We start from the raw sequence: 6000 nt of genomic DNA, 5'->3' as shown, positions 1-6000 counted from the left end.
GTTTTTAAAGTCTTGGTTATCGACTTTTTTAAAATATAGCATATTTTTTTGTAAATGTCAATCTTTGAAAATAAGTAGATATGAGGAAGTATAATAAACTATCTGTTAACAGTTAACAGTTAAAAGCTCTTGGCTTGATAATTGCTCAGAAAATAATTGAAATTATTTGGTTAAGAAATTTTCAACTATTTGGGCGATTTTTATACTCCCTCCCGATTCTCCTCTAACGGCTTGTAAATTCTTTTTAATTATCTCTAATTTGTCTGGATTATTAACTAAATCTAAGACTAAATTTCCTACTTCTTCTACTGTTAAATAACCGATTAATTCAGGTACAATTTCCTTTTTTGCCCATAAATTGGGCCAAGCATAAAGTTTTTTATTTTTCTCAATAAATTTAAGTACGATCGAATTGATTAATTTAGCAAAAAAGTCTCCTACAAAAGGCAAATTAGCTAAAATACCTAAGAAACCATCCCACGATTTCATCGCTTCCAACTGATGCAGAGGAATTAAGACAATCATCGGTATAGCTAAAGCCCCTAATTGAGCAGTATTTGCACCTACAGTAGTTAAACAAAGATGACAATTAATCAACTCATCATAAGCAGGAAACTTGGTAATTAACCTAATTTTTACCCCCCCAGAAGTGAGTAAATAATGTTGATTTTCTGCCTCAATTAATTCAACTGTTACATTACCTAATTTATCGATAAAAGGATTATTATTTTTATTACCATAACTAGCTAATTTAGTAAGAGAAACTGTAGGAGCAACAGGTAAAATAAACTCAAAATTATAACTTAAATTACTACTATTTTCCTTTTTGATAATATTATTTTTTAAACTATTCTCCCCCCTTTCAAAGTTATTTTTAAAATTATACTCCCTCTTTTTAAAGTTATTATCTACATTATACTCCCCCCTTTCAAAGGGGGGTTGGGGGGGATTAATATACTCCACGATCGAACTTAAAAAAGGAACACCTTGAGTTAACTTACTCGACTTTGAACCGGGTAATAAACCTATTTTTATTGTATTATTAATAGTCTGATTTTCTGACGCATTTAAGATACTAACATCAGCCATTAAATCTCCAACTACAGTACATTTATGATGAAAACGAGCAGGTATTTTATTAATAACAGCTTGATTCATTACTGCAAAAAAATCAATATAACGATACCAACGGGCTTCCCATTCAGCATAAATTAAACTCTTAAAACCGAGTCTTTTTGCTACTACTAAAGTAAAAAATTGATCTCCTCCTAAAAAGATAACTAAACCTTGCTTATACCAATCCCAATTATCAACAGTTTTACCCCATAATAAAAAGGAAAAAAAATGTTCTGCTGACTGAGTTCGATCGATTTCTTGCCATGACTTAGCAATCTCAATTTCATTACCTGTAGCGTGAGGGCAAGGAGACAAAATTAAGGAAATTCTGATATTTTTTTGAAGATGATTTAATTGAGATTTAAGTTGTTTAATAACAGGTAAAACCCATGTGGTAATTTCTCCCGGTCCATTAGATAGTATAACTATATCAAAATCATTCATTGTCAGTATTAAAGTCAAAGATTTAGACAAACTACATTAACAAAAAAGTGCCTAGTTTTAACAAATTTTACTCAAAAAGTTAAGACTTTTAACCTTATTTTTCAGAAATATAGCCATCAGGAATCAGTCTTGAGAAGATTTTTTATTTTTTAACCAGCTACCCGACACCTGAAACCCAACACCTATCCTCACCAGTAAACTTAAAAGACTCATAGCCTATTTCTCAGAAAATTTCAAAAATTATTTTACAATTCGTTACATTTTAGGTAAAATCTGCAAAGAGTAAAAAATTTTACCGATCTATTTTAAAAATTCTAATATATAGGAAATTTTCGTCATGGCAAAAAAAAGTATTGCAACTTTAACAAAATCTGATTTAGAAGGCAAAAGAGTATTAGTGCGTGTGGATTTCAACGTACCTATGGATAACGGACAAATCACCGATGACACCCGTATTAAAGCAGCCTTACCTACCATCAATCATTTAACAGCTAACGGTGCTAAAGTTTTATTATGTAGCCACATGGGTCGTCCCAAAGGTCAAGTTAAAGAAAGTTTACGTTTAACTCCTGTTGCCACTCGTCTTTCTGAGTTGTTAGGCAAAACTGTTGTTAAATTTGATGATTGTATTGGTGATGCTGTTACCTCTGGAGTCAATGCTTTAGCCAATGGCGATGTTGCTTTATTAGAAAACCTCCGTTTTTACAACGAAGAAGAAGCTAACGATGCTGAATTTGCTAAAAAATTAGCTAGTAACGCTGATTTATACGTTAATGATGCTTTTGGTACAGCCCACCGCGCCCATGCTTCCACTGAAGGCGTAACTCACTATTTATCTCCTTCTGTTGCTGGTTTTCTCATCGAAAAAGAATTAGAATTTTTACAAAGTGCGATCGAAGCCCCCAAACGTCCTTTAGTAGCTATCGTTGGCGGTTCAAAAGTATCTAGTAAAATCGGAGTTATTGAAACCCTCCTCGAAAAATGTGATAAATTAATCATCGGTGGTGGTATGATTTTCACCTTCTACAAAGCGCGTGGTTTAAGTGTTGGTAAATCTTTGGTAGAAGAAGACAAATTAGAATTAGCCAAAGCCTTAGAAGCGAAAGCCAAAGAAAAAGGAGTTGAATTTTTATTACCTACCGATGTAATTTTAGCTGACAATTTTGCGCCTGATGCTAACACCCAAACCGTTGATATTAATAGCATTCCCGATGGTTGGATGGGGTTAGATATTGGACCCGATTCCGTTAAAACTTTCCAAACTGCCTTAGCTGATTGTAAAACAGTTATTTGGAATGGTCCTATGGGAGTATTCGAGTTTGAAAAATTCGCTAAAGGTACAGAAGCCATCGCCCATACCCTAGCAGGATTAACCGAAACAGGTACAATTACCATTATTGGTGGTGGAGACTCCGTTGCCGCCGTTGAAAAAGTAGGCGTTGCTGAAAAAATGAGCCATATTTCCACTGGAGGCGGTGCTAGTTTAGAGTTACTCGAAGGTAAAGTGTTACCCGGTATTGCGGCTTTAGACGAATAGTGAATAGTGAATAGTGAATAGTGAATAGTGAATAGTTATTTAATGATTAACAAAACGATAGTAGAGAAAAATTATTGAATCATTAAATTAATTAAATAATCTCTAGTTTTCCTATAAAATAAAAGAGGTAACATTTATGAATGAGGTATAAAAAATGAACAATCAATTAATTGTCAAAGATTCAGAAATTCTTTCAGGAATACCAGTATTTAAAGGTACTCGTGTACCTGTTAAAAATTTACTTGATTATCTCGAAGCTGGGGATTCGATCGAAGAATTTTTAGATGATTTTCCTAGTGTAAAAAGAGAAAATTTACTGATGTTTTTAAATTATTCTGTTAAATATTATTATGAAAGTGTTGCTTATAGTTTTATTAATTAATTTATCGGTTTGAATCCGAATTTGACTTTTAAATTTCGATCGATCTCAGCTATTTTACTAATATCAATGCCTTGATTATTCGCTTCTTTTAAGGCTTTTTTATCAGCGCTATAAGTCACTTTTTCCGTGCGATATTCAGAGGGTAATTCTTCAGGTTTTACTATAACATTAATTTTAGGATACTCTCTAAAAATTAGGTTTCTTTCCTTGCCTTCTTCTTTCTTTTGCAGAATTTTTTGTTCATATAAATTCAATAATTTTTGCTGTAATAATTCCTGTCCTTTTTTCAATTCTTCTACTTGATTTTGCCACATTTCATTAACTTTTTTTTGTTTAGCTATAGTGCTAGTAATTGCTAATTCATATTGATCATTTAGCCACGCAAAACCATCTATATCTGTACCTAATTTATCTAACAAAATCATGATTTCTTCCTCGTCATCAAGGTTAGTTAATTCTAACCAAATTTGACTGGCTTTTTCGTGGTGATTTTGATAAAAAAACGTTTCTATATTATCGGGTTTTTCTGTGATTTGTTGACTGATATTTTCTAAAGAAGAATGATAATCTAAGTTGAGGTTTCGATCGACTAATTGATTGTCAATCCAGTTTTGTTTAAATTGCTCTAAATGTTGTTGATAAAGATTTAAAATTCTGACGGATGAATCCATTTTTCTTTGTTGATAAATCTCTTTTAATTCATCTAAAACAACATGACGATATTGCAAATCAGCACTAAACTCTAAATATTGCTTGAATTGTAGATAAAATCGATTTAAACGTTCATCTAAAACATTTTTGGTCAAATTTGAGGTATTTTGTAAAATCACCTTAACCTGTTTAATTTTCGTTTCTCCCTGAACATATTTAGTAATTTCTTCTCCTAAAATAATAGCGACTTTTTCCAGAGTAATTAATAAATTATTAGAGAAAAATACAGGAAATGCGATCGAAGAAAAGCCACTACTATCGGCTAAAGTTAAACAACGATTAATGAGAGTTTTAAGTAAGTTTATATCCGTCAATTCTGGGTGTTGATAATCATAAATTATGCCGTGAAAAATTGCCTCAGCGTTTAATTTTCCTGCGGTAGTTGTCAAAATTTGCCCTAGTTGTTTTACCTTCTTTTTTTCTAACTCTTTACTAATAGTTTTTCCGCCTTTGGTTAATAAAATTTGGGAAATGTCTTCCCCCATAGATAAATCTATATCTGTGTAATTTACAATCACTTCTGTATCGCAATTTGTCAAAGAATTGTATTCTAGTATGAGTTGAGTATGTTCGATCGAAATCTCAAAAATTAGATGATGAAAATTAACGGGAGTTTGAGGGGAAGAAACGGGAGGGGGAGGATTAAAGTCGAAGCCTTGTAAATGTTGCCAAGTCAAGGGTAAACTAGCAGGATTTTGACAGATGATAGGCAACCAAGTAGCGCAGGGAAATTGATTTTCCAACGGTTGCAGTTTTTCCCTTGCCTGTCTCACGGCTAAATATAGGGGTTGATTGTCAGCGAAGCTGTTTAAAAATTCTTTAATAAAAACATGGGCAACGGCATCGGGTATCATTTCCCCCATAACGATAACTTGGGATAGGTGTAAGGCAACTAAATCTTGAGCTATTCCTAAACCATCACAGGAGTTAAAAATTGCTAATTTTAATCCTTTTTGAATTGCCTTTTTTAAGGCATGATTAAACTGTTCGATCGTGATAATATCTTCTTCATTAAGATATAATTTACCCTGCCAAGTTTCCTCATTTTTACCACTATGCCCTGCGAAGAAAAATAAATCCCATTCTTCTTCATAAAGTTGCGTAAATAATTCTTCCCGACTAGGATTAATTAGGGTAATAATTTCAGCTTTTTGTAAATTGCTTAAAACCTCTCGATCGGGCTGTAAATTAATGCCTTCACTGTTCCCAAAAACCGCTAAAATCTTGATAGGAGAATTTTGTTTAAAATTAACATTTAAAGTGTTATATTCTACAGGAGCAATAGCTAATTCAGCTTTAGGATATTGATTGAGAAAAGAATCAAAAAACAAATGCCAAGGCAAAAAACGTAATTCCGTAAGGGGAGTTTGAATTAAACATCTAATCGATTCTTGGGTATCTAATACCGTTAATAATTTTTCCCTAATTTTAGCAAAAGATTCTACTTCGCAATGATACCAATTTTTAAAAGTTTCCTGTAATTGTCGTGCGGAAACTTGACAATTTTTTGTGATATGAATAACCTGTTCTTTAGGTGAACCTAATCTCACTTTTCGATGTAAACTGCGATAACTTTCTTGCCATTGCTGATAGTGTTGAGTTATGGGTTGACAAGGGGGAAGTTTTCCCGTAATGCTAATAAAAGGGTGAGTTATGCCGTCGGGATTGTCTTCACTGATTTGTAAACTGACATCAAAACCATTGACAAAACTACCAGACTCAAGTTTGAAAAGAATTAGTTTACCCACTGTTGATAATGAGGAATTAGGGATTAGGGAATCATTCTTACTTTACCACAATTTCATTTAGT

General features: G+C 32.7%; 4 protein-coding genes. 2 read left to right on the top strand and 2 right to left on the bottom strand.

Features of this window, described 5'->3' with window-relative positions:
- Positions 1-162 precede the first annotated feature (162 nt).
- The gene (locus tag ACN4EE_RS14445) at positions 163-1560 is read right to left on the bottom strand and encodes a glycosyltransferase family protein (protein WP_431707154.1); all 1398 of its coding nucleotides are present in this window, start codon (positions 1558-1560) and stop codon (positions 163-165) included.
- 337 nt (positions 1561-1897) lie between these two features.
- Between ACN4EE_RS14445 and ACN4EE_RS14440 the strand changes: the two genes are divergently transcribed.
- Together ACN4EE_RS14440 and ACN4EE_RS14435 are read left to right on the top strand one after the other, a co-directional pair.
- Complete coding sequence (locus ACN4EE_RS14440) at positions 1898-3097, top strand: phosphoglycerate kinase (RefSeq protein ID WP_431707153.1); 1200 nt, start codon at positions 1898-1900, stop codon at positions 3095-3097.
- A 154-nt stretch (positions 3098-3251) separates the two neighbouring features.
- The gene (locus ACN4EE_RS14435; RefSeq protein ID WP_431707152.1) at positions 3252-3479 is read left to right on the top strand and encodes a DUF433 domain-containing protein; all 228 of its coding nucleotides are present in this window, start codon (positions 3252-3254) and stop codon (positions 3477-3479) included.
- Here ACN4EE_RS14435 and ACN4EE_RS14430 read toward each other — a convergent pair.
- On the bottom strand, positions 3476-5938 hold the full coding sequence (locus ACN4EE_RS14430) for a macro domain-containing protein (protein ID WP_431707151.1): 2463 nt from the start codon (positions 5936-5938) through the stop codon (positions 3476-3478). The two genes, ACN4EE_RS14435 and ACN4EE_RS14430, sit on opposite strands and share 4 nt — an antisense overlap.
- Between the last annotated feature and the right edge of the window lie 62 nt (positions 5939-6000).

The sequence above is a fragment of the Geminocystis sp. CENA526 genome (assembly GCF_050753365.1).
In the GTDB taxonomy this organism is placed as follows: Bacteria; Cyanobacteriota; Cyanobacteriia; order Cyanobacteriales; family Cyanobacteriaceae; genus Geminocystis.
Note: the sequence above shows the minus strand (reverse complement) of the source record. Positions and strands in the feature narration are given on the sequence as shown.